We start from the raw sequence: 18872 nt of genomic DNA on the forward strand, positions 1-18872 counted from the left end.
GGGATCCTCCGGGACCCTCGTCGCACCACGCGTCACCTCCCGGTCCTCGAACGCCGTTCTACGATCCAGCCGCCCGCGTCCGACATCCCCAGGTCAGGGGGTTGGCGAACGGACTCAACCTCCGGCCAGCCTCAACCTCCGGGAAGCGTGCCCGGTCGGATGTAGTCGAACATGTGCGACACCCAGTCGGGCTTGCCCAGGGCCACGCCCTTGTGGCGCAGGATCGCGTAGGCGGCCGTCAGGTGGAAGTAGAACTGGGCCAGCGCCCAGTCGCGCAGGAACTGCTCGCCGGTCATGTCGAAGACGATGCCGTTGGGCATCTTCAGCTCGATCGCCTTCTCCGCCGCGTCCTGGAAGGCCGAGGGCGGAGCGGCCTGAACCTTTGCCACGGCGTCGGCTAGCTGGGCGCGCAGGCCGTCGAAATCGGTCGCGTCCTCGGCCGGAGCGAAGGGCTCGCTGCCCGTCAGTTGCTTGAGCATATCGCTGGCCTGGGTGCAGACGAACCGCACCTGGGTCGACAGCGGGAACATGTCCGGCGCCAGGCGCGCGGTCAGCAGGTCCTCGGGCGACAGGCCGGTGTCGGCGGCGAAGGCCTGCGCCTTGGTCAGCTGGTTCGACAGGCCCTTCAGCATCTGGGCGTAGGTCGGAACGGCGATCGCGTACAGGTCCATGGCGTCTTCTCCAGTTTGGCCGGGAGCTAAGCCGGACTCGGCGTCAGGCGCCAGGCCCGAACCGCGCCACCAGGTCGTAGGCCTCGCCGGGGAAGACCTGGCGCACGCGGGTGACGTGCTGGCCTTCGCGCCAGGTGCGGCGGTCGACGACAAGGCAGGCCGCGCCTTCGTCCAGGGCCAGCAGGCGCGCGTCCTCGGCGTTGGCGTTGATGGCGCTGATACGGCTTTCGGCCTCGGTCCAGGCGACGTGCTCCAAGAGCCAGGCGCCGGGCGCCGCCGCGTCGAAGTCGGCGGCCTCCATCTCCGGCGCGGCCTTCAGGGACACCAGCCGCCGCTCCAGGGCGAAGGGCCGGCCGCCGGCGTCGTGCACGCCGTCCAGGTCCAGGAGTTTGCCGCCGGCCGCGAGCTCGACCTCTTCGGGATTGCCACGATCGGCCGCCCGCACCGTGCGCGACAGCAGGCGGAAGGCGTAGGCCTCGCCGCGCGCGACGATCTCGGACTGGATGTCGGGGATGTTCAGGACCGGCGCGTGGACCTTGGGCCGGGCCACGAACGAGCCGGCCCGCTTGCGGCGCACGATCAGCCCGGCCTCGACAAGGGCGGCCATGGCCTTGCTGACCGTCATGCGGGCGCAGCCGTACTCGGCCATCAGCTCGGTCTCGAACGGCACGCGGTGGCCGGGCTCCCACTCGCCGGAGCGGATGCGGGCCTCGATGTCGGCGCGGATGCGCTGGTGCAGCGGTCCGGTCACGCCAGCAGGGCCTTCAGGGTCTGGACGTAGCGGGCCTGGATCGCCTCGCGCGCATGGTGACGACCGCCGGAGACCAGCTGCTTGCCATGGCGCCAGACCGTGTCGACGCCGCCGCCGGCGAAGACCAGGCTGTCGATCAGCGTGTCGCCCGCGCGGCCAACCAGGTTCGGATGGCTGGCGTCCAGCGTGATGAAGTCGGCCGGCGCGCCACGGCGCAGGCCGCCGCGACCAACGCCCAGGGCCTGGGCGCCGCCGACCGTCGCCGCGCGCCAAAGGTCGCCGCCGGTCGAGCGCTTGGCGCCGCCCGCCAGCACGTTGCGGGCCCGACGGGTCAGGCGCTGGGCGTATTCCAGTGTCCGCAATTCCTGGGCGGCGTCGATCACGATGTTGGAGTCCGTGCCGATTCCGAAACTTCCGCCAGCCGACAGATAGTCCGGGGTCGGGAAGACGCCGTCGCCCAGATTGGCCTCGGTCACCGGGCACAAGCCGGCGGTCGCGCCGCTCTTGGCCAGGCGCTCGGTCTCGGTGGCGTTGATATGGGTGGCGTGGATCAGGCACCACGGCTTGCCGACCTCCGTGTGGTTCATCAGCCAGCGGACGGGACGCTGGCCGGTGGCGGCCAGGCAGTCGTCGACCTCCTTGGTCTGCTCGGCCACGTGCATGTGGATCGGCCCGCCAGCGGCCAGGGGGACGATGGCGTCCAGTTCCTCGGCCGTCACCGCGCGCAGGCTGTGCGGGGCGACGCCGACCACCGCCTCGGGCAGGTCGGCGACGATCGCGCGGCAGGCCTCGACCAAGCGCGCGAAGCCGTCGACGTCGTGGATGAAGCGCTTCTGGCCGTCGGTCGGCGGCAGGCCGCCGAAGTTGCTGTGCGCGTAGAACACCGGCAGCAGGGTCAGGCCGATCCCGGTCTCCTCGGCCGCCGCCGCCATCCGCGCGGCCATCTCGGCCGGGTTGTCGTACGCGCCGCCATCGGGCGCGTGGTGCAGGTAGTGGAACTCGCCCACCCGCGTGAAGCCGCCCTCCAGCATCTCGACCTGGCCCATGGCGGCGATGGCCTGGGCCATGTCAGGGTCGAGGCGCTCCAGGAAGCGGTACATAACCTCGCGCCAGGTCCAGAAGTTGTCACCCGTCTCGCCGCGCGTTTCGGCGAGGCCCGCCATGGCGCGCTGGAAGGCGTGGCTGTGGACGTTGCCCAGCCCCGGCAGGGCGGGACCGAGGCGGACCGCATCACCCGCTGACGTGTCGCTGTCGATCCGCCCGATGCGGCCGTCGGTGATCGTGAACTTCACGCCGCGCGCCCAGCCGTCCGCCAGCAGGGCGCTCTCGCACCAGACCATCGTCGAGGGCTCAGGATTCCGCGCGTCAGTCACTAGACAAGCCTCATCGTTCGCAAATATGTCTATACATATTGAAGCCACTTACAAGATTTTGGCCGCAAGTGAGGGGAGACGGACCGGATGCGTTGCGACACCCTGTGGATAACTTGCCGTCTCGCCACCCTCGACCCGACGCGGCCGGGCCTTGGAATCGTCGAGCGCGGCCTGATCGCCGCCCGCGACGGCCGCATCGTCTACGCCGGTTCGGCCGATGACGCCCCTGCCTTCGAGGCCGACCAGACCATCGATTGCGATGGCCGCTGGATCACCCCCGGCCTGATCGATCCGCACACCCACCTGGTCTTCGCCGGCGATCGCGCCCACGAGTTCGAGCTGCGCCTGGCCGGCGCCTCCTACGAGGAGATCGCCCGGGCCGGCGGCGGCATCGTCTCGACCATGCGGGCGACCCGCGCGGCCTCGGAAGACGATCTGATCCAGGCCGCCCTGCCCCGCCTGGACGCCCTGATCTCCGAAGGCGTCACCACGGTCGAGATCAAGTCCGGCTACGGCCTGTCGCTGGACGACGAGATCAAGAGCCTGCGCGCCGCCCGGACCCTGGGCGACATCCGCCGCGTCGGGATCAGCACGACCTTCCTCGGCGCTCACGCATTGCCTCCGGAGTATCGCGACGATCCCGACGGCTACGTGGCCCTGGTCCGCGAGAAGATGATCCCGGCCATCGCCGCACGTGGCCTGGCAGACGCCGTCGACGGCTTCTGCGAAGGCATCGGCTTCTCACCCGCCCAGATCCGCCGCGTGTTCGACGCCGCCAAGGCCCACGGCCTGCCGGTCAAGCTGCACGCCGAACAGCTGTCGAACCTGAATGGCGCCGCCCTGGCCGCCGAATATGGCGCGCTGTCGGCCGATCACCTGGAACATCTCGACGAGGCCGGGATCGCCGCCATGGCCGCCTCGGGCACGGTCGCGACCCTGCTGCCCGGCGCCTACTACTTCACCCGCGAGCACAAGGCCCCGCCGATCGCGGCCCTGCGCGAAGCCGGCGTGCCGATGGCCCTGGCCACGGATTGCAACCCCGGCACCTCGCCCCTGACCTCACCGCTGCTGGTCATGAATATGGCGGCCACGCTCTTCCGGATGACCGTCGACGAATGCCTGGCCGGCGTGACCCGCGAGGCCGCGCGAGCGCTGGGACTGCTGCACACCTGCGGGACGCTGGAGGCCGGCAAGGCCTGCGACCTCGCCATCTGGGACGTCGAGCGTCCCGCCGAACTTGTCTATCGCATGGGCTTCAACCCGCTCCATGCCCGCGTGTGGAGAGGCCAGTGACCAAGCTTGTTCTGAACCCCGGCGACGTGCCGCTGGCCGACTGGAAGGCGATCTATCGCGGGGCCTCGGCGCGCTTGGCCGAGACGGCTTGGCCGGTGATCGCCGAGAGCGCGGCCGCCGTCGAACGCATCCTGGCCAAGGGCGAGCCGGTCTACGGCATCAACACGGGCTTTGGGAAACTGGCCAGCGTCCGCATCGGCGACGAAGACCTCGAAACCCTGCAACGCAACATCGTCCTCTCCCACGCCGCCGGCGTCGGCGAGCCCTCGCCCGCGCCGGTCATCCGCCTGATGATGGCCCTGAAGCTGGCCAGCCTGGCGCAGGGCGCCTCGGGCGTGCGGGTCGAGACCGTGCGCATGCTGGAGCAGATGCTGGCCGAGGGTCTGACGCCGGTGATCCCGTGCCAGGGCTCGGTCGGCGCCTCGGGCGACCTGGCCCCGCTGTCGCACATGGCCGCGACCATGATCGGGGTTGGCGAGATCTTCGTCGACGGCGAGCGCAAGCCGGCCGCCAAGGCGCTGAAGAAGGCCGGCCTGGAGCCCCTGACGCTGGGTCCCAAGGAAGGCCTCGCCCTGCTGAACGGCACCCAGTTCTCGACCGCCAACGCCCTGGCGGGCCTGTTCGACGCCGAGCGCCTGTTCCAGTCCGCCTTGGTCACCGGCGCGCTTTCCACCGAGGCCGCCAAGGGCTCCGACACCCCGTTCGATCCGCGCATCCACGCCCTGCGCCGCCACGCCGGCCAGATCGAGACCGCCGCCGCCCTGCGCGACTTGATGGCGACGTCGCAGATCCGCGCCTCGCACCTGAAGGAGGACGAGCGCGTCCAGGACCCCTACTGCCTGCGCTGCCAGCCGCAGGTGATGGGCGCGGCGCTGGACGTGCTGCGCCAGGCGGCGACCACGCTGGAGACCGAAGCCAACGGCGTCTCGGATAACCCCCTTATCTTCCCGGAGGCCGACGAGGCGCTGTCGGGCGGCAACTTCCACGCCGAGCCGGTGGCCTTCGCCGCCGACATGATCGCCCTGGCGGTCTGCGAGATCGGCTCGATCGCCGAGCGCCGCATCGCCATGCTGGTCGACCCGGCGCTGTCGGGCCTGCCGGCCTTCCTGACGCCCAAGCCGGGCCTGAACTCCGGCTTCATGATCCCGCAGGTCACGGCCGCCGCCCTGGTCTCGGAGAACAAGCAGAAGGCCTATCCGGCCAGCGTCGACTCGATCCCGACCTCGGCCAACCAGGAAGACCACGTTTCGATGGCCGCCCACGGCGCGCGGCGCCTGCTGGGCATGGTCGAGAACGCCATGGCGGTGCTGGGCATCGAACTGCTGGCCGCCGCGCAAGGCTGCGACTTCCACGCCCCGCTACGGTCGAGCAAGGCGCTGGAGGCGGTGCGCAAGCTGACGCGGAGCCAGGTCCCGCATCTGGATGACGACCGGCATTTCCACCCGGACATGGAGGCGGCCAACACCTTGATCCGATCCGGCGCGGTGATCGAGGCGGCGGGTGAGCTGCCGGGGCTCGTCGCGTGAGCTGGCTCCAGGTCACGCGCGGCGACGCGCCGCTGATCGTCAGCCTACCGCACACCGGGACCGAGATCCCGCCGGAGATCCAGGCCCAACTCTTCTCCCCATGGCTGGCCCGCAAGGACGCCGACTGGTGGGTCGACCGGCTCTACGCCTTCGCCGCGGGGATGGGCGCGACGATCGTGCGGACGGCGGTCTCGCGGACCGTCATCGACGTCAATCGCGACCCGTCGGGCGCCTCGCTTTATCCGGGCCAGGCAACGACGGAGCTGTGCCCGACCACGACGTTCGACGGCGAGCCGCTGTACCGTGACGGCGGGCCTGACGCGGCCGAGATCGACCGGCGGCGGTCGCTGTACTTCGAGCCCTACCACGCCGCCCTGCGCGAAGAGATCGACCGCCTGCGCGACCTGCATCCGACCGTGGTGCTGTACGAGGCCCACTCGATCCGCTCGCATGTCCCGCGCTTGTTTGACGGCGAGCTGCCCCAGTTAAATCTCGGGACCAACAGCGGCCAAAGCTGCGCCGACGTCCTGACCGCCGCCGTCGAGGCCGCCTGCGACGCCTCGGACCTCAGCCGCGTCACAAACGGCCGCTTCAAGGGTGGGTGGACCACCCGCCACTATGGCCAGCCCGAGGCAGGCGTCCACGCCATCCAGATGGAGCTGGCCTGTCGCGGCTACATGGAAGACCCGGCCGAGGCCCCCACCGAAGACACCTGGCCCACGCCCTTCCACGCCGACCGCGCAGAGCCGCTGCGCGCGGTGCTCGAAGACGTCCTCAACGCTTGTCTGCAATTCGCGAGAGCCCAATGACCCGCCGCGACAACACCCGCGTCATCCGCCCCGCCACCGGGACCGAGCTTTCCGCCAAGTCGTGGCTGACCGAAGCCCCGCTGCGGATGCTGATGAACAACCTGCACCCCGACGTCGCCGAACGGCCCGAGGAGCTGGTCGTCTACGGCGGCATCGGCCGCGCGGCCCGCGACTGGGAAAGCTTCGACAAGATCGTCGAGACCCTGCAACGCCTCGAGGACGACGAGACCCTGCTGGTCCAGTCCGGCAAGCCGGTCGGCGTCTTCCGCACCCACGCCGACGCGCCGCGCGTGCTGATCGCCAACTCCAACCTGGTGCCGCGCTGGGCCAACTGGGAGCACTTCAACGAGTTGGATAAGAAGGGCCTGGCCATGTACGGCCAGATGACCGCCGGCTCGTGGATCTATATCGGCGCCCAAGGCATCGTGCAGGGCACCTATGAGACCTTCGTTGAGATGGGCCGCCAGCACTATGCCGGCGACCTGTCGGGTAAGTGGCTGCTGACGGCGGGTCTGGGCGGCATGGGTGGCGCCCAGCCCCTGGCGGCGGTGATGGCCGGGGCCTCGTGCCTGGCCATCGAGTGCCAGCCCTCGCGGATCGAGATGCGCCTGCGAACCGGCTATCTCGACAAGTCTACCGACAACGTCGACGAAGCCCTGGCCTGGATCGCCGAAGCCTGCGCCGCCAAGACTCCGATCTCGGTCGGCCTGCTGGGCAACGCCGCGCAGCTGCTGCCGGACCTCTACAAGCGCGGCGTCCGTCCCGACCTTCTGACCGACCAGACCAGCGCCCACGACCCGATCAACGGCTACCTGCCGGCCGGCTGGAGTCTGGACCAATGGGCCGACGCGAAAGAGCGCGACCCGGCCTCGGTCGACAAGGCCGCCCGCGCCTCGATGGCCGTGCACGTGCAGGCCATGCTGGACTTCCAGGCCGCCGGCGTCCCGACGGTCGACTACGGCAATAACATCCGCCAGATGGCGCTGGAGGAAGGCGTCGCCAACGCCTTCGACTTCCCCGGCTTCGTGCCGGCCTATATCCGCCCGCTGTTCTGCCGGGGCATCGGTCCGTTCCGTTGGGCCGCGCTGTCGGGCGATCCGGAGGACATCGCCAAGACCGACGCCAAGGTCAAGGAGCTGATCCCAGACAATCCGCACCTGCACAACTGGCTCGACATGGCCGGCCAGAAGATCAAGTTCCAGGGCCTGCCGGCGCGCATCTGCTGGGTCGGTCTGGGCGACCGCCACCGCCTGGGCCTGGCCTTCAACGACATGGTCGCGTCGGGCGAGTTGAAGGCTCCCATCGTCATCGGCCGCGACCACCTCGACTCGGGCTCGGTCGCCTCGCCCAACCGCGAGACGGAGGCCATGAAGGACGGCTCGGACGCGGTGTCGGACTGGCCGCTGCTGAACGCCCTGCTCAACACCGCCTCGGGCGCGACCTGGGTGTCGCTGCACCACGGCGGCGGGGTCGGGATGGGCTTCTCGCAGCACGCGGGGATGGTGATCGTCTGCGACGGCACCGAAGCGGCGGCCAAGCGCATCGCGCGGGTGCTGTGGAACGACCCGGCCTCGGGCGTCATGCGTCACGCCGACGCCGGCTACGAGATCGCCATCGACTGCGCGCGCGAGAAGGGCCTGGACCTGCCGGGGATCCTCTAGCGCGCCAGCAGCCCCGCCGCCTCGGCGGGGCTCTTCTTGCCCGCATCACGATCCACCGCGTAGTTGGCGGCCTGCATCGCCTTGACATCGATGCTGCCGGAGAGCGGCGTCAGGGCGTCGAGCAGGCGCCGGTCCCCGGACCGCTTCGGCGAGACCAGGATCACCGCGTCATACGGCGGCAGCGCCGCCTTGGGGTCACCCAGCAGCACCAGGTCGTCGGCCGCGATCCGGCCGTCCGACGAAAAGGCCGAGATCACGTCCGCTTCGCGGCTCTCCAGCGCCCGGTACATGAAGGTCGGCTGGAACTGCCGCTTGGATTTGAACTCCAGGCCATAGGCCTTTACCACCGCCGCCCATTCCGGCCGCGAGAAGAACTCCAGGTCGCCGCCCATCACCAGGTCCGGCGCCTTGGTCGCCAGATCGGCCAGGGTCTTCACGCCCAACTGCTCGGCGCGGTCGCGGCGCATGGCCAGGGCGTAGGCGTTCTCGAAACCCAACGGCGCTAGCAGCACCACGCCGTCGCGGGTCTTCAGTTCGGTCCGCAGGCCGTCGAGCACCGCCTGGCGACCGGGGTTGTCCGTGCGGTTCAGGACGTTGGCCCACAGGGTGCCGGAATAGTCGACATAGGCGTCGATCTCGCCGCTCGCGAGCGCGCGATAGGCGACCGCCGAGCCCAGGTTCACACGACGCTGAACGCTGGCGCCCTGGGTCTCCAGCCTACCGGCCATCAGCTCGGCCAGGATGTACTGCTCGGAGAAGTTCTTGGCCCCGATCACGTAGGCCGGCCGTCCCCGCGAGAGCGCCGCGCCGGCCAGGGGCGCCAGCGCCGCCAGCAGGCCCAAGCCCAAGCCCACGCCGCCCGCCCACAGGCGCTTGCCGTCCCGCCGCGCCACGCCGTCCTCGATCAGGCCCAGCAGGCCATCCACGATCAGCGCGAGGCCCGCCGAGGCCGCGCAGCCGACCAACACCGCCACCCAGTCCTCGGTCTGCAGGCCGGAGAAGATGTAGTCGCCCAGCGAGGTCTGGCCGACGGGCGTGGACAAGGTCGCCGCGCCAATCGTCCAGACGGCCGCCGTACGTACGCCGGCCATGATCACCGGCGCGGCCAGGGGCAGTTCCACGCGCCACAGCCGCTGGCGGTCGGTCATGCCGACGCCGCGTGCAGCCTCGACCACGGCCGGGTCGACGCCGGACACACCCGCCGCCGCGTTCCGCAGGATCGGCAGCATCGAATAGAGGGTCAGGGCCAGCAGCGACGGCAGGAAACCCAGGGCCGGGAAGCCGTGGCCCAAAACCTTCACCGCCAGGCCCGAGAGCAGCAGCAGCACCGGATAGAACAGGGCCAGCAAGGCCAGGCTCGGAATGGTCTGCACCAGACCCGCCGCGCCCAAGGCGATCCATTTCAGCCGCGGATTGCGAGCAGCGGCGACGCCCAGCGGCAGGGCGATGGCCAGGCCCAGCGCGAGGGCCGAAGCCGAGAGGGCGACGTGCCAGCCCAGGCGCTCGGGCAGGACGGCGAGCGCGGCATCCAGGCGATCAGCCACGGGCAAGCTCCGCGAGACGTTCGGCCTGCTTGCGGGGCGCGGCGATCAGGTCGGCGACCACCGGGTCCGGATGCCCGGCCAGCAGCTCTCGCGGCGACGCGTGGGCCAGCGCCCAACCGCCGGCCATCACCACCACCTCGTCCGCCAGCAGCAGGGCCTCGCCGATGTCGTGGGTCACCATCACGGTCGTCAGCCCCAGTTGGTCGTGCAGCCCCCGGACGTCGTCGGCCAGGGCGGCGCGGGTCACCGGATCCAGCGCCCCGAAGGGTTCATCCATAAGCAGGATCGAGGGCCGCGCCGCCAGGGCTCGGGCCACCCCGACCCGCTGGCGCTGGCCGCCCGACAGCTGCGACGGCGCCCGTCCGGCGAGCTCGCGCGGCAGAGCCACAAGGTCGAGCAGCTCATCCACGCGGGCGGCGATCTTCTCCGCCGCCCAGCCCAGCAGGTCCGGCGTGACGCCGATGTTCTGAGCCACGGTCATGTGCGGGAACAGGCCGATCTCCTGGAAGACATAGCCGACGCCCCGCCGCAGTTCCGCCCCCGGCCGCCCGGCGATGTCCGCCCCCTCGACCAGCACCCGGCCACTGCTCGGCGTCGACAGGCCGTTCATCAGCTTCAGCAGTGTGGTCTTGCCCGCCCCCGAGCCGCCGACCAGGGCGACAAAGCGGCCTTTGGCGATCGCCAGCGAGGTCTCGCGCAGCACCGTCTGGCCGCCGTACGTCTTGCTCACCCGGTCGAGGACGATGGCGCTCATGGGGACTCCGGGCGGGGAAGAATCAACCTTTCGCCACCTCGGAGCGTTAACTCGAATGAAGGGTGCGACAAGGCGGCGCGCGACAGGTCGTCAGGTTCGCACAGGCCGAGTCAATCTCGACCATGAAGGACAGGTTCAAGGAGCGTCTTCATGACCGTCGCCACGCAAGCCCGCCCGTTCGATCCGCGCCCCAAGAGCGCCCAGGGCCGCGCGCCCCGCCAATGGCCTTTGGGCTTCGCGGTGCTGCTGGCCTCGGTGCTGAACGCGATCGTCTGGGGCGGCCTGTTCGCGGTCGCCAAGGCGTTCCTGCATTTGTAAGCGCCGCGCCCCCTCGGCGCCTGAGTTTGTAAGCGTAGCGTTTTCTTTCTCCCCCTGAAACGAACTGGGCCGCGTCCTCCCCCGGACGCGGCCTTTTTTCGTCCCTCTCCCCTTGCGGGAGAGGGGGCCCGCGCAGCGGGACGGGTGAGGGGTCGCGCGAACGCAAAACGCCGCGACCAGCCCATCGGCCCGTCGCGGCGTTTTCTGCCTTCAACCCCTCATCCGGCGCTTCGCGCCACCTTCTCCCGCGAGGGGAGAAGGGACTAGATCGGCATACGCATGATCTCTTGATACGCCGAGATCACCTGGTCACGGACGGCCATCACGGTTTCCAGGCTGGCTTCCGCCGAGCTGATGGCGGTGACGACGTCGACCAGTTCGGCCTTGCCGGCCACCTGGTCGGCGATCTTGTGTTCGGCGACCTTGGAGGCCTTGGTCGCGCCGTCCATGGCCGACTTCAGCATGTCGCCGAAGTCCATGCCCTTGGCCTTGTCGGTCCCGCCCAGCGAGCCGATGGAGCCGACGCCCATGGCGCCTTGCGAAGCATAGGCCTTGGCGGCGGCGAGCGCGGTGATCATGGCCTAGCCCCTACTTCTTCAGGATGTCGAGGGTGCGCGCTTCCATGGAGCGCGCGGTCTCGATGACATTGAGGTTGGCTTCGTAGGCGCGTTGCGCCTCCTTCATGTCTAGCGCCTCGACCAGCGTGTTGACGTTGGGCGTCTTGACGTAGCCCTTGGCGTCGGCGGCCGGGTTGCCGGGGTCGTACTCGGTCTTGAAGTCGCTCTTGTCGGGATCGACGCGCAACATCTGCACCCCCTCGGCGCCCTGCACCTGGGTCGGCTTGAACACCGGGATCTGGCGACGATAGGGGTCGCCGCCGGCGGTGCGCGCCGTCGAGTTGGCGTTGGCGATGTTTTCCGCGATGACCCGCATGCGACCCTGCTGGGCGCGAAGGGCCGACGAGGCCACGGCCATGGTCGCCAGCGAGTTGGATTTGATCTCGGCCATCTAGTCCTTACCCGTTCGGCTTGCGCGCCGCCTGGCGCAGCATGTTCATGGACTTCTGGTAGAAGCTGATCGCCGCGTCGTAGTTCATGCGCGCGTCGGTCATCTTGAGCATCTGGTCCTCGAGCGAGACCGCATTGCCGTCGAGGGTCGTTTCCGAGTCCGGCTTCTCGGCTTCGCGCCAACCGCTGACGACCTTGGTCGGCGCCATGTGGGCGGCCGAGGTGGCCATCATCGAGACGCCGCTGGTCGGGGCGCTGGGCCCGCCGCGATAGGCCGAGCCCGCCGTCTGATTCATGAGGGAGGCCTGGAAGCTGAAGGCCTTCAGGTCGTTGGGGCGGTATCCCGGCGTGTCGGCGTTGGCCACGTTCTGGGCGATAAGCTTCTGGCGCTCGGTCAGATAGCCGAGGCGGCTCTTGAGCATGCCGAAAAGGGGAATGTCGTCCGGACCCATGGCGATCATGGTGAAGAAACAGGGTTAATTCGGCATTAAGAACCCTCAGGCACACCAGGGCATGTGGGGGCGTTTCCCTGCGCCATCTCGTCTCACCTCGGCGGCCTTATGCTGGACCCCATCGAATTCATCCGCGCCCTGGCGGCGCTGGCGGTCACCCTAGGCCTGATCGGCCTGGCCGCCTGGGCCTTGCGCAAGTACGGCCCCGACGCCATCGGCCGCGCGATCGCCGCGCGCCAGGACCGCCGCTTGAAGGTGGTCGAGAGCCTGGCCCTGGACCCCACCCGCCGCCTGGTCATCGTCAGCCTGGACGGCCAGGAGCGCATGGTCCTGCTGGGCGACGGCAAGTTGCTGGACTGGATACCCGCCCCTGAAGCGGCCAAGCCCGCTCAAATCGTCCCCGCCCCGGAGCCCGTGGTCTGATGATCCGCGACCTGATCAAGTCCGTCACGGGCGCCAGGGCCGGGGACCTGCGCCGCGCCGCGATCATCTCGGTGCTGGCCGCCCTCGCCTTCGCGGTGGCGCCCGCCGCGGCGCTCGCGCAATCGGCGGTGAACATCAACCTCGGCACGGGCGCTGGCCTGACCGACCGGGTCGTCCAACTGGTCGGCCTGATGACGGTGCTGTCGCTGGCTCCGTCGATCGTGATCATGACCACCTCGTTCGTGCGGATCGTCGTGGTGCTGGGCCTGCTGCGCACCGCCATCGGCATCCAGCAGAGCCCGCCGAACCCGGTGATCATTAGCCTCGCCCTGTTCCTGACCGCCATCGTCATGGGTCCGACCTTCGAGCGCTCGTACGAGGCCGGCATCAAGCCGCTGCTGGACCACCAGATCGAGCTGCCAGAAGCCTTCGACCAAGCTAGCGGGCCGGTGAAGCAATTCATGCTACGCCAGGTCGACCGCGAGGATCTGGCCCTATTCGTCCGCCTGTCGAAGGTTCCCCAGACCCAGAACGCCCAACAGCTGCCGATGAAGGTGGTGACGCCGGCCTTCATGATCTCGGAGCTGAAGCGCGCCTTCGAGATCGGCTTCCTGCTGTTCATCCCGTTCCTGGTCATCGACCTGGTCGTGGCCAGCGTGCTGATGAGCATGGGCATGATGATGCTGCCGCCGGCGACGATCAGTCTGCCGTTCAAGCTTATCTTCTTTGTGTTAGTGGACGGCTGGCGACTCGTCGCGGGCAGCCTCGTCGAGAGCTTCCAGCGCGGCGGCGGCGGATAACGACCTCTAGAAGACCCAAAGAAGCGACTGCCATGACTGTTTTTGTTCTCGGCTCGATCAACCTGGACGCCGTGGCGCGGGTGGATGACCTGCCCCGCCCGGGCGAGACCGTGGCCGGCACCTCGCTGGCGCTATTCCTGGGCGGCAAGGGCGCCAACCAGGCGGTCGCGGCCGCGCGGATGGGCGCGGCCACCCGCCTGATGGGCGCGGTCGGCGGCGACGACAGCGGCAAGAGCCTCAAGGCCAGCCTGGCCGGCTATGGCGTGCAGGTCGCCGACGTCATGGAGCTGAGCGGCGCGCCGACCGGCCAGGCCCACGTCTGGGTCGCCAACAACGCCGAGAACATGATCGTGGTCACCGCCGGCGCCAACGCCATGGTCACCCCGCAGCAGGTCGCCTCGACCCCGCTGGAGGGCCAGCGCGTGCTGCTGTGCCAGCTGGAGACCCCGGCCACCGCCATCGAGACCCTGTTCCGCACCGGCGCGGCCAAGGGCGCCCTGCGCGTGCTGAACGCCGCCCCCGCCCTGCCCCAGGGCGCGGCGCTGTTCCCGCTGACCGACATTCTCATCCTGAACCAGACCGAGCTGGCGACCTACGCCAAGCTGGACCGCGAGCCGGTCCGCCTGGAGGACGTCTCGGTCGCGGCCCGCAAGCTGATGAGCCGCCCCGACCAGACGATCATCGTCACCCTGGGCTCGGCCGGCGTCGCCGCCGTGCGCCGCGACGAGGCCTTCCTAGTCGAGGGCAAGAAGGTCAAGGCCATCGACACCGTCGGCGCGGGCGACTGCTTCTGCGGCAGCTTGGCCGCGGCCCTGGCCTCGGGCATGGACCTGCGCGAGGCGGTCGAGCTGGCCAACGGCGCGGCCGCCCTGTCGGTGCAGAAGGCCGGCGCGGCGCCGTCGATGCCGTCCCGCCGCGAGGTCGAGACTTTCCTGGAAGGTTGATTGGCCTCGAAGGCTAGGCGTCTCGATCGCGCTTCAGGTTCTTGCCGATCACCGCCACGATGATCAGCAAGAAGGCGGCCAGGCGGATCAGGTAGATGCCGCCGCGCTCCTCCTGCGGGACGTGCAGGATCACCGGCAGCGCCTGGTTCACGGCCATCAGGGCGAAGGCCGCCGAGAAGGCCAGGAACAGGCTGTCCCGCGTCCGCCCCCAAAAGCGCAGGAAGAACGCCGCCAGCACTAGGAAGCCAGCGGTCAGTCCTCCGGCGATCAGGCCTTCCTGGCCGCTCATTGGTCAACCTCCCAGATGAAGGCGTAGATCAGCACACCGATCGCCGCGGCCAGGGCCAACTGGCGCGGCCACCACAGCTGGACCTGGGTCGTCAGCAACACCAGGTCGACAACCAGCAGCAGGTTGTTCAGCGCCATGAAACCGAATGACACGGCGGTCCACAACAACAGGCGTGTTCGGGCCCGAGACCAGGCCCGAACCAACAGCCCCGCGCACAGCAGGCTGGCCAGCAGGCACAGGCCGTAGACAACGGCGGGCGTCATTTGTCCCCTCCCCGGGATTTGCCAGAGAACCGGAATGCATCAGCCAGCGACTGCAGCCGCTCGGCCGGCGCCGAGATCCACCGGATCACGGTCACGGGACGAACGCGATAGGTCTCTTCCAGTTCGTCACACAGCCTGGCCAGGACCGGCGCGGCGGGACGGTAGCGGAAGCCGCCAGCGTCGTCGGGGACCACCAGACCGGCCTTCATCAGGACGGCCAGATTGTCATCGACCAGGGCGCGACTGGCGCGCATGCCCTCGACCAGCGCGTCGGCGGTCCAGCACCGCTCGGAATCGGCCTTGAGCTTCAGCAACAGCTCCAGCGCCCACACCGATCGGATGTGTTCGCGAATAAAGCTCAGGACGTCAGAATCCCCGGTCACGCTGTCTCGACAAGCAGCCCTGCAGAAGCGCGCGACCTTAAGCAGGTTCGCCCCGTGGGCAAGCTTGGCTATAGAGATTTCTTGAGGGGGCGCTTAAGCCGCGCGGATGCCCGAGACGCCTTCGGCCGCCGCGCCGACCACGGCGTCGTAGCCGAGGATCATGTCGACGTCCTTGCCGTTGGTGGCCAGCGGCAGGCGCAACCACAGGATCGACATGTGCGGGGACCCACGCCAGGCCAGGCTGTGGACGCCGACGCCGGGGCGGCGCTCGTCGACCACCTTGTCCAGCTCCTTGCGCCAGTAGTCGAAGGCGGCGGTGTTGTAGACGTCACCGATCATGCGGCCGGTGATCTCGCGGCCATAGACGCCGTAGAGGCCGGTGCCGGCCAGACGCAGGCGGTAGTCCCGCGGCTCCCTGACGACGTCGATCAAGCTGACCGTCGGCAACAGCCGCTTCATGCTCGAAGGATGCAGGTCGACGCGCGCGGGGAGGCTCGCCCCCCGACGGAGGGACGCCCAGTAGGCGAACATCTCCTGATGAGCGCGGGCCGCCGTAGCGGATGCGCTCAATTGCGCGGACATCTTCAGAGTCCTTAACAAGCTATTGGAATCACTTCGATTCACTATCGCTTAAGGAACGAATCGGCGGCAAGTGAAAAACATGTCGCGCGACAAGATTCCCATATTGAGTCAACCACCAAAGACAACGCCCGCCGTCCGGGTGCGGACGACGGGCGCTGAGGTCTCTGAAGGCCGCTTACGGCCAAGCTTTTGTTCCGACTCGACTATTTCGCCTTGCGGGCCGGCTTACGGCCACCCTGGCCCAGGCCCATCTGCTTGGCGAGGTTCGAACGGGCCTCGGCGTAGTTCGGAGCCACCATCGGGTAGTCCTTGGGCAGACCCCACTTGGCGCGGTAGTCCTCGGGGGTCATGTCGTACTTGGTGCGCAGGTGGCGCTTCAGCGATTTGAACTTGCGGCCGTCTTCCAGGCAGACCAGGAAGTCGGGGGTGATCGACTTCTTGACCGGAACCGCCGGCTCCTTCGGAGCGGGCGCCGGCTCGACCGCCGGAGCGCCGACATTGGCGAGCGCCAGGTGAACTTGCTTGATCAGCGCCGGCAGGTCCGCGGTCGAGACCACGTTGTTGCCGACATAGGCGGAGACGATGCCCGCCGTCATCTCGATCAGGTCGGATTGATCTTCCATAAGGCCTCGCCCGTAAGCCAATCTTTTTTTACACGACTGATTCACTAACCAGTCGACGGCTGCATACAAAGATTGCATGCGGCGGGCAATACGGCCCTCACAAGATATCGCGCGTAATAATCCAGTGTTCGCCCAAACGACTCAACCACGCAGCGGCCAAGTAAGAGAGGTTGAGTTCCTGAGCGACCACAGGTAGCCGCTCCGAAAAACCAACGATATCCCGGATTTAACGGCCGAAATCGCGCGACAGCGCTAGCATCGCGGCCCGTTGCGGCGCCGAGTATTCGTCGACGGCGGCCTCATCGCCCTCGCGAATGGCCTTCAGCAGGGCCGGGGTCAGGGCCGAGGTCAGCGACCAGTTCCAGTAGCGCAGCACGGTCTGGGCGCGGTCGACGGCGACCATGTCGTAGACGGTCAGGACGCGTTCCAGCGCGTGGTCGATGACGCCGCTGCGATCGAACTCCTGGCGGCGCAGGCCGCGCCAAAGCTGGCGCACGCAGGCGCGCGGCAGGCCGGTGGCCTTGCACAGGATGGCCAGGGGCTCGCCGCCCGGATCGGTGAAGATCTTGGCGCCGGTCATCGGCTTCAGGCCCGAGAGGTACGAGATCTCCTCGGCGATCTCTCGGGTGATGCCGGTCTCGCCGGCGGCGATCGCCTCGTCCAGGCTGCCGAAGGGGCTCTTGGCGATGGCCGCGCGGTTGCGCTGTCGGCGCTCGATGAACTGCAAGGCCTTGCGCGACAGCGGGTCCTGCCAGCCCTCGGCCGAAGCCAGGGCGAAGACGTCGCCCACGGCGTCCTGCAGAATCTCGCGCGACACGGCGAAGCGCTGGAGGATGGTCTTGCGCGCCTCGGCGTCGGCCCACCAGAACATCACATAGGCGTGGCTGGGGCGCAGTTCGGCCCGGCGCAGCAGCAGCGGGATCAGGTACTGGTTGTCGCGGGTGGCGGCGACGATGTTCTCGACGCCCTGGTGGCTGAACTTGACCAGCTCGTTGCGCAGCAGGGTCTCGATGACCGGCGGCTCGCCCATGTCGATCAGGGCGTCGGCGACCACTTCGCTGACGCCCCGCCGCTGGGCGATCAGCCGGCGGTGATCGGTGCTCGACTGGTAGAGGCAGGCGATCAGGTCGGCGTCCGACAGTTTCTCGCAGTCGACCAGCAGGGCCCGGGCGACCGGCAGCTCGTCGCGCAGCAACAGCCGCACCAGCACGCCGGGGATCTCAACCAGCATGGCCAGGCGGCGGGCGACCCTTTCGCGCTCGCCGACATTGGCGTCACGCAGCATCTCGACCAGCAGGTCGGCGGTCATCGACCGCTCGAAGGCGTTGATCCGGCTGGTCGGCAGGCACACCACATCGGCCAGCCGCTTGAGCAGGGCCGTGCGCGAGCGCGGCGTGGCCTTGGGGGCCTCCGGCTCTCCGAACGACGATGTCCGCGCGGCTTCATTCATCGGATCGACAAGAGCAGATCGTGCTTAACGAGCCGTGAGCATCGGCCGCGACAAACTTACTGAAATTGGGCTTACCGAAACTCGGGCTCCTCCCATTCCGGCCAGATGTCCGGCACGTCGCTCGAGACCTTGTTCGGATAGATGGGGCTGCGTTTCTCCAGGAACGAGGTCACGCCCTCCTTGGCGTCGCCGGACGCGCCGCGCGACTGGATGGCTCGGCTGTCGGCCTTGTGGGCTTCCATCGGATGGGCCGCGCCGGCCATGCGCCACAGCAGCTGGCGGGTCAGGGCGACGGAGACCGGCGCGGTGTTGTCGGCGATCTCACGGGCCAAGGCGCGGGCGGCGGGCAGCAGCTCGTCGGGCGCGTGCAGAGAGCGGACGAGACCCTTCTCCAGCGCCTCGGACGCCGGGAACACGCGGCCGGTGTAGCACCACTCCAGCGCCGTCTGCAGGCCGACCAGGCGCGGCAGGAACCAGCTGGACGCGGCTTCCGGATTGATGCCCCGGCGGGCGAAGACGAAGCCGAACTTGGCCTCGGTCGAAGCCAGCCTGATGTCCATCGGCAGCTGCATCGTCACGCCCACGCCGACGGCCGCGCCGTTGATGGCGCCGATGATGGGCTTGAGACTGTCGTACATCCGCAGGGTCACGCGCCCGCCGCCATCGCGATAGACGTCACCGACCTTGCCCTCCTCGCGCTCGACGGCCTGGGGCGAGGAGCGATCGAAGGTGCCGCCACCGCCGCCCAGGTCGGCCCCGGCGCAGAAGGCCCGCCCCGCGCCGGTGATGATCACAGCCTTCACCGCGTCGTCGGCGTCGGTGATGTCAAACACCTCGATCAGGTCCTTCATCATCCGGGCGGTGAAGGCGTTCATCCGGTCCGGTCGGTTCAGGGTGATCGTCGCGATGCCGTCCTCGACGTCGTAGAGGATGGTCTCGAAGGTGGGCTGCGACAT

Annotated in this window: 23 protein-coding genes; 8 read left to right on the forward strand and 15 right to left on the reverse strand. The window is 68.9% G+C overall.

Annotation, left to right across the window (positions count from 1 at the left end):
• Window positions 1–131 precede the first annotated feature (131 nt).
• Genes ACW173_RS01310 through ACW173_RS01320 form a run of 3 tightly spaced genes read right to left on the reverse strand, consistent with a single transcriptional unit; the run spans window position 132 to window position 2762 of the window.
• Complete coding sequence (locus ACW173_RS01310; RefSeq protein WP_492083094.1) at window positions 132–671, reverse strand: DUF1993 domain-containing protein; 540 nt, start codon at window positions 669–671, stop codon at window positions 132–134.
• Window positions 672–714: 43 nt separating this feature from the next.
• A complete protein-coding gene (gene hutC, locus ACW173_RS01315) occupies window positions 715–1422 on the reverse strand; it encodes a histidine utilization transcriptional repressor HutC (protein ID WP_492083095.1) in 708 nt (235 codons plus the stop codon).
• Complete coding sequence (locus ACW173_RS01320) at window positions 1419–2762, reverse strand: formimidoylglutamate deiminase (RefSeq protein WP_492085850.1); 1344 nt, start codon at window positions 2760–2762, stop codon at window positions 1419–1421. Before ACW173_RS01320 ends, hutC begins: the two co-directional genes overlap by 4 nt.
• Window positions 2763–2882: 120 nt before the next feature.
• On the opposite strand from ACW173_RS01320, the gene hutI reads away from it, so the two are divergent.
• From hutI to hutU, 4 genes are read left to right on the forward strand one after another with little or no spacing between them, the layout of a single operon-like run.
• On the forward strand, window positions 2883–4088 hold the full coding sequence (hutI, locus tag ACW173_RS01325; protein WP_492083096.1) for an imidazolonepropionase: 1206 nt from the start codon (window positions 2883–2885) through the stop codon (window positions 4086–4088).
• Entirely contained in the window at window positions 4073–5614 is a 1542-nt protein-coding gene (hutH, locus tag ACW173_RS01330) for a histidine ammonia-lyase (RefSeq protein ID WP_492083097.1), read from the forward strand. The genes hutI and hutH overlap by 16 nt, the downstream gene beginning before the upstream one ends.
• Complete coding sequence (gene hutG / locus ACW173_RS01335; RefSeq protein WP_492083098.1) at window positions 5611–6423, forward strand: N-formylglutamate deformylase; 813 nt, start codon at window positions 5611–5613, stop codon at window positions 6421–6423. Before hutH ends, hutG begins: the two co-directional genes overlap by 4 nt.
• Window positions 6420–8084 carry a urocanate hydratase gene (gene hutU / locus ACW173_RS01340; protein WP_492083099.1) on the forward strand — a complete coding sequence of 555 codons (1665 nt, stop codon included), beginning with the start codon at window positions 6420–6422 and terminating at the stop codon, window positions 8082–8084. The genes hutG and hutU overlap by 4 nt, the downstream gene beginning before the upstream one ends.
• Here the strand turns inward: hutU and ACW173_RS01345 are convergent.
• A complete protein-coding gene (locus ACW173_RS01345; RefSeq protein ID WP_492083100.1) occupies window positions 8081–9628 on the reverse strand; it encodes a glycine betaine ABC transporter substrate-binding protein in 1548 nt (515 codons plus the stop codon). The two genes, hutU and ACW173_RS01345, sit on opposite strands and share 4 nt — an antisense overlap.
• On the reverse strand, window positions 9621–10382 hold the full coding sequence (locus ACW173_RS01350) for an ATP-binding cassette domain-containing protein (protein ID WP_492083101.1): 762 nt from the start codon (window positions 10380–10382) through the stop codon (window positions 9621–9623). The genes ACW173_RS01345 and ACW173_RS01350 overlap by 8 nt, the downstream gene beginning before the upstream one ends.
• 150 nt (window positions 10383–10532) lie before the next feature.
• Between ACW173_RS01350 and ACW173_RS01355 the strand changes: the two genes are divergently transcribed.
• Window positions 10533–10700: a hypothetical protein gene (locus tag ACW173_RS01355; protein WP_492083102.1), complete on the forward strand. Its 168-nt coding sequence runs from the start codon at window positions 10533–10535 to the stop codon at window positions 10698–10700.
• Between the two features lie 263 nt (window positions 10701–10963).
• Here the strand turns inward: ACW173_RS01355 and fliE are convergent, their stop codons facing one another.
• From fliE to flgB, 3 genes are read right to left on the reverse strand one after another with little or no spacing between them, the layout of a single operon-like run.
• Complete coding sequence (gene fliE, locus ACW173_RS01360) at window positions 10964–11278, reverse strand: flagellar hook-basal body complex protein FliE (protein WP_454717512.1); 315 nt, start codon at window positions 11276–11278, stop codon at window positions 10964–10966.
• Window positions 11279–11288: 10 nt separating this feature from the next.
• The gene (flgC, locus tag ACW173_RS01365; RefSeq protein ID WP_492083103.1) at window positions 11289–11708 is read right to left on the reverse strand and encodes a flagellar basal body rod protein FlgC; all 420 of its coding nucleotides are present in this window, start codon (window positions 11706–11708) and stop codon (window positions 11289–11291) included.
• A gap of 7 nt (window positions 11709–11715) precedes the next feature.
• On the reverse strand, window positions 11716–12159 hold the full coding sequence (gene flgB / locus ACW173_RS01370; RefSeq protein ID WP_492085851.1) for a flagellar basal body rod protein FlgB: 444 nt from the start codon (window positions 12157–12159) through the stop codon (window positions 11716–11718).
• Window positions 12160–12270: 111 nt separating this feature from the next.
• On the opposite strand from flgB, the gene ACW173_RS01375 reads away from it, so the two are divergent.
• From ACW173_RS01375 to ACW173_RS01385, 3 genes are read left to right on the forward strand one after another with little or no spacing between them, the layout of a single operon-like run.
• Complete coding sequence (locus tag ACW173_RS01375) at window positions 12271–12582, forward strand: FliO/MopB family protein (protein WP_492085853.1); 312 nt, start codon at window positions 12271–12273, stop codon at window positions 12580–12582.
• Entirely contained in the window at window positions 12582–13382 is an 801-nt protein-coding gene (fliP, locus tag ACW173_RS01380; RefSeq protein ID WP_492083104.1) for a flagellar type III secretion system pore protein FliP, read from the forward strand. Before ACW173_RS01375 ends, fliP begins: the two co-directional genes overlap by 1 nt.
• 32 nt (window positions 13383–13414) lie before the next feature.
• Entirely contained in the window at window positions 13415–14326 is a 912-nt protein-coding gene (locus ACW173_RS01385) for a ribokinase (RefSeq protein ID WP_492083105.1), read from the forward strand.
• Between the two features lie 13 nt (window positions 14327–14339).
• On the opposite strand, the gene ACW173_RS01390 is transcribed toward ACW173_RS01385, so the two are convergent.
• From ACW173_RS01390 to ACW173_RS01420, 7 genes are all read right to left on the reverse strand, one after another.
• Window positions 14340–14615: a DUF5985 family protein gene (locus ACW173_RS01390; RefSeq protein ID WP_492083106.1), complete on the reverse strand. Its 276-nt coding sequence runs from the start codon at window positions 14613–14615 to the stop codon at window positions 14340–14342.
• On the reverse strand, window positions 14612–14878 hold the full coding sequence (locus ACW173_RS01395) for a DUF5985 family protein (RefSeq protein ID WP_492083107.1): 267 nt from the start codon (window positions 14876–14878) through the stop codon (window positions 14612–14614). Before ACW173_RS01395 ends, ACW173_RS01390 begins: the two co-directional genes overlap by 4 nt.
• A complete protein-coding gene (locus tag ACW173_RS01400; RefSeq protein ID WP_492083108.1) occupies window positions 14875–15261 on the reverse strand; it encodes a hypothetical protein in 387 nt (128 codons plus the stop codon). Before ACW173_RS01400 ends, ACW173_RS01395 begins: the two co-directional genes overlap by 4 nt.
• 93 nt (window positions 15262–15354) lie before the next feature.
• Window positions 15355–15849 carry a motility/cell cycle regulatory protein MopJ gene (gene mopJ / locus ACW173_RS01405; RefSeq protein WP_492085855.1) on the reverse strand — a complete coding sequence of 165 codons (495 nt, stop codon included), beginning with the start codon at window positions 15847–15849 and terminating at the stop codon, window positions 15355–15357.
• 197 nt (window positions 15850–16046) lie between these two features.
• Window positions 16047–16466, reverse strand: coding sequence for a Ros/MucR family transcriptional regulator (locus ACW173_RS01410; RefSeq protein WP_492083109.1), 420 nt, complete (start codon window positions 16464–16466; stop codon window positions 16047–16049).
• A gap of 226 nt (window positions 16467–16692) precedes the next feature.
• Complete coding sequence (locus ACW173_RS01415; protein WP_492083110.1) at window positions 16693–17916, reverse strand: DUF2336 domain-containing protein; 1224 nt, start codon at window positions 17914–17916, stop codon at window positions 16693–16695.
• Window positions 17917–17987: 71 nt separating this feature from the next.
• On the reverse strand, window positions 17988–18872 hold the full coding sequence (locus ACW173_RS01420; protein WP_492083111.1) for a crotonase/enoyl-CoA hydratase family protein: 885 nt from the start codon (window positions 18870–18872) through the stop codon (window positions 17988–17990).

This window comes from Caulobacter sp. ALps2, from assembly GCF_058681635.1.

Bases quoted from the DNA above. Each gene is read 5' to 3' on its own strand.
- ACW173_RS01310 (WP_492083094.1), bottom strand. From the start codon at position 671: ATGGACCTGTACGCGATCGCCGTTCCGACCTACGCCCAGATGCTGAAG.
- ACW173_RS01320 (WP_492085850.1), bottom strand. From the start codon at position 2,762: ATGGTCTGGTGCGAGAGCGCCCTGCTGGCGGACGGCTGGGCGCGCGGC.
- hutI (WP_492083096.1), top strand. From the start codon at position 2,883: ATGCGTTGCGACACCCTGTGGATAACTTGCCGTCTCGCCACCCTCGAC.
- hutU (WP_492083099.1), top strand. From the start codon at position 6,420: ATGACCCGCCGCGACAACACCCGCGTCATCCGCCCCGCCACCGGGACC.
- ACW173_RS01350 (WP_492083101.1), bottom strand. From the start codon at position 10,382: ATGAGCGCCATCGTCCTCGACCGGGTGAGCAAGACGTACGGCGGCCAG.
- ACW173_RS01355 (WP_492083102.1), top strand. From the start codon at position 10,533: ATGACCGTCGCCACGCAAGCCCGCCCGTTCGATCCGCGCCCCAAGAGC.
- fliE (WP_454717512.1), bottom strand. From the start codon at position 11,278: ATGATCACCGCGCTCGCCGCCGCCAAGGCCTATGCTTCGCAAGGCGCC.
- flgC (WP_492083103.1), bottom strand. From the start codon at position 11,708: ATGGCCGAGATCAAATCCAACTCGCTGGCGACCATGGCCGTGGCCTCG.
- flgB (WP_492085851.1), bottom strand. From the start codon at position 12,159: ATGGGTCCGGACGACATTCCCCTTTTCGGCATGCTCAAGAGCCGCCTC.
- fliP (WP_492083104.1), top strand. From the start codon at position 12,582: ATGATCCGCGACCTGATCAAGTCCGTCACGGGCGCCAGGGCCGGGGAC.
- ACW173_RS01385 (WP_492083105.1), top strand. From the start codon at position 13,415: ATGACTGTTTTTGTTCTCGGCTCGATCAACCTGGACGCCGTGGCGCGG.
- ACW173_RS01390 (WP_492083106.1), bottom strand. From the start codon at position 14,615: ATGAGCGGCCAGGAAGGCCTGATCGCCGGAGGACTGACCGCTGGCTTC.
- ACW173_RS01395 (WP_492083107.1), bottom strand. From the start codon at position 14,878: ATGACGCCCGCCGTTGTCTACGGCCTGTGCCTGCTGGCCAGCCTGCTG.
- ACW173_RS01410 (WP_492083109.1), bottom strand. From the start codon at position 16,466: ATGGAAGATCAATCCGACCTGATCGAGATGACGGCGGGCATCGTCTCC.
- ACW173_RS01415 (WP_492083110.1), bottom strand. From the start codon at position 17,916: ATGAATGAAGCCGCGCGGACATCGTCGTTCGGAGAGCCGGAGGCCCCC.
- ACW173_RS01420 (WP_492083111.1), bottom strand. From the start codon at position 18,872: ATGTCGCAGCCCACCTTCGAGACCATCCTCTACGACGTCGAGGACGGC.